This window comes from Blautia sp. HA3515, from assembly GCF_059933065.1.
Window position 1 is genome coordinate 1 of record NZ_JAYFUY010000018.1, and the last position, 3331, is coordinate 3331.

A 3331-nucleotide genomic window follows, 5' to 3' on the forward strand; every position below is an offset into this window, starting at 1 on the left:
ATTTTTGGGGATCATGGGCGCAAGCGGATCAGGAAAAACGACCCTGCTAAATTGCATTGCTACGGTTATTAAACCGACCTCCGGGCAAGTCCTGCTTTCCGGCGCAAATGTGAGTTCCTTTGATAGCGAAAAACTGGCTGAGTATCGGGGCAATAAAATAGGCTATCTGTTTCAGGATTTTGCTTTGCTTGACAACTTGACTGGCAGAGAAAATATCCTGCTGCCGCTTTCTATCCATAATGTAGATATATCTGCTGCGGAGAAGAAGTTGAATGACATTGCAGGACTTTTTGGAATCACGGATGTGCTCTCCAAATTTCCGGCGCAGATGTCAGGTGGTCAAAAACAGCGCGTCGCTGCCGCCCGCAGTTTGATTTCCGACCCCGATATCACTTTGGGAGATGAGCCAACTGGGGCATTGGATACAAAGGCAGCGCGGTTGCTTATGGTAAAAACTGTGCGAGATCAATCACGGTCGCGGACGCACAATTTTGATGGTAACACACGACCCGAACGCTGCAAGTTTTTGTTCCAGAATCCTATTCATACAGGACGGTGTGATTTTCCATGAAAGCTGCGCCGGAAAATTCCGACTGAAACACGGGAGGAATTTTATGCGCGTATCTTACAGGTAATGGCACAGATGGGAGGAGGGAGTGCAAATGTTCTTTAACCTTGCGTGGCGAAACTCCAAACGAAACCGTAGTGAGAACCTGATTTATTTTCTTACTATGGTTACAGCTGTAGCCACATTTTATATCGTCCTCTCCCTTGGAAGCCAGGACGTGATGCGCTTCTTGGAGGAAATCGAAAGTGACGCTGTTAATCGACTTCTGACAATGCTAATGCCGACGGTTTATCTTTTTTCGCTGCTGTTTGTATTTTTCCTTGTCATTTTTGCGAACAAATATCAGCTTGAATGTAGGAGCCGGGAATTAGGGCTTTACCTGATGTTTGGAATGACAAAGCGACACTTGTTTATTCAAATCATGGCAGAGGGGCTAATCACATCACTGCTGGCTCTTTTGGGCGGACTGATCTGCGGCGGCTTTTTATCAGAGGTAATCAGCCTTGCTACGGCACGGCTTGTAGGTCGCGGCATAATTGCACATCAGTCAAGTTTTTCTGTGAGCGCTGTTCTCTTGACAACGCTTGGATTTCTAATGATTCAAGTTGTCGCGTTGTTCATCCTTTGTGGAAAACTATTCAACAAAGAAATCCACCAACTCCTTTATGGAGAAATGGCGAAGAAACAGCAAGTTGGAAAAATGAGTGGGAACTTATTTTCCCTCATTCTCGGAGCGGTAGTTTTGACGCTTGCATATTGGGTAATCCTAAAGTATTTCATGGTTGCTGGCGGTATGATGATAATTGTTGCCGTGATATTAGGTATTGTGGGAACAATGCTTTTTATCCGTGGGCTTGCAGGCTTGCTGAGCGCAGCGGCGGCTTCTGTGAAACGCAACACAACACACGGTCTATATATTTTCACTCTGCGGCAGTTACACGAAAATATAGTCCACAAGTATATTTCAATCGGTGTTGCATCTATTTTGATTATGCTCACTATCATGCTCATTGCGGACGGATCAACCCGCATTATGTCGTATGGGAACCAAATGACGCGGGGATCTTCTGTTTACGATTTTACCGTCACGGGCAATGAAGCGACTGTTGAAAAATACCTTTCGGGTAAGCAAATGCAGCCCTATGTGGCTGATTTGAGCCGCATGGAAACAGGAACAATGAAACGCCCAGCTTCCGTGAAAGCGAACTCTTTTATAGATTGGTCCTGGCTGCGTGAACAGGTTGTTTTGAATCTGCCGCCAGAAGTAGAGGATCCCGTCACACAAGGAGCTACAAGCTATGAGTTCAGTCCCAATCAACCAGCCGCGCTTAACCTTTTAGGGTGTATTGATACTACGGGAGCTTCGCCATTTTTAATTCCCGTATCTTCATATAACGAATTGCTGGAAGCAGCTGGAGAAAAAACTATCGTTCTTGGAATCGACGAAGCTGTATTCTATCTTAACCCGGATTTTCAGGGGAGTACAAAAGAAGAAACCACCACCATGTTGAACCAGATTGCGGAGGACGCACGGGCTAATGGTAAAGTCTTGATTTCTATTGACGGACTGCCAATTACGCTTATCCCGTTTGTGCCGATGAAAGGCTTGACTGCGGATGAAAACGTAAAAATCATAACCGCATTGATTGTTTCCGATGAAGTATATTCTGAATATGTAAATCCAGACACCGTTACCGTTTATCACAATTTCTGTATTCCGAGCGAAACTGTGGAAGCTGATGGCCTGATGGTGTCGATTATGGAAGCCCGTGACCTGTTAAAGCCCTCTGGCCTGTACTGCGAAAGCTATTTGGACAATTTCGGACGGCAACTATTTTATGTCATTTCCGGCAGCTACACGACCTTATACATGGGTTTTATGCTTCTAATTATCGCTTGCGCCCTACTTGCCCTGCAATTCCTAACCCAAATGCGAGAAACAAAGGCAAGGTATGCGACACTTTCTATTCTGGGCGCACGACGCGAACAAATGAAGCGTTCCATAAACCAACAGGTGCTATGGTATTTTCTGCTCCCGCTGTTTCCTGCGTGTATCAGCGGTACAGTCGGAATTTGCGCAATGCAGCATTACCTATACTCTAATATGGCAAAACTGCAACAGTCTTATCCTATGCTGCTCGTTATGGCGCTTGTCGTTGTTTGTATGCTTGCATTGTACGGTGTGGCTATTGCGCGGACAGCAAACCGTGAAATCAGCAAATTAAATTGGAAGCCAAATGCTTAATGGGCTTATTCGGGAAGGAGGTGTTCATATTGGCGCAAATTATTGTGGTTGAAGATGATGTATATATGCGGGAAGAATTGATTGATGTGTTGGAAAAAGCGGGATATGACGCTGTTCCTTTGCTTGACTTTGAAAATGCCGTATCACAGATAATGTCTCTTTCCCGGACTTGATTTTGCTCGACATCAATCTTCCTTTTCACTCCGGCTTTGAAATCTGCAAAGAGGTAAAGGCCAAACAGCTTGGGACTGTGCTGATATTAACTGCAAGAGATAAATTACAGGACGAGCTTCACGCTTTGGGATTAGGGGCGGACGATTACCTAACAAAGCCATGCAACACGGAACGGCTTCTTGCCCGCATTAAAAACCTCTTGCGCCGCAAAGAAGAACAGATGCAGCAGGGATTGCTTAACGGGGGCGGCTTCCTGCTTGATCCAAACACTTTTACGCTCTATGCAGGAAAGAAATCTTATGTTCTTCCGCAGAATGAGGGGAAAATACTTCTCACCCTTTTGC

3 protein-coding genes and 1 pseudogene are annotated in these 3331 nt (G+C 45.4%); all 4 read left to right on the forward strand.

Annotation, left to right across the window (positions count from 1 at the left end):
• Nucleotides 1-673: pseudogene (locus tag R1Y93_RS00570) on the forward strand (ABC transporter ATP-binding protein); the annotation flags it as partial.
• Nucleotides 663-2813, forward strand: a complete 2151-nt coding sequence (locus R1Y93_RS00575) for an ABC transporter permease (protein WP_500821232.1) — start codon at nucleotides 663-665, stop codon at nucleotides 2811-2813. The pseudogene R1Y93_RS00570 and the gene R1Y93_RS00575, both read left to right, overlap by 11 nt.
• A gap of 29 nt (nucleotides 2814-2842) precedes the next feature.
• Nucleotides 2843-2986 (forward strand): hypothetical protein, encoded by a 144-nt coding sequence (locus tag R1Y93_RS00580; RefSeq protein ID WP_500821233.1) that lies wholly within the window; start codon nucleotides 2843-2845, stop codon nucleotides 2984-2986.
• Between the two features lie 2 nt (nucleotides 2987-2988).
• Nucleotides 2989-3331, forward strand: a 343-nt coding sequence (locus tag R1Y93_RS00585; RefSeq protein WP_500821234.1) for a response regulator transcription factor, incomplete at its 3' end; no start/stop codon positions are given.

Coding starts and splice junctions, on each gene's coding strand:
- R1Y93_RS00575 (WP_500821232.1), top strand. CDS start 663: ATGTTCTTTAACCTTGCGTGGCGAAACTCCAAACGAAACCGTAGTGAG.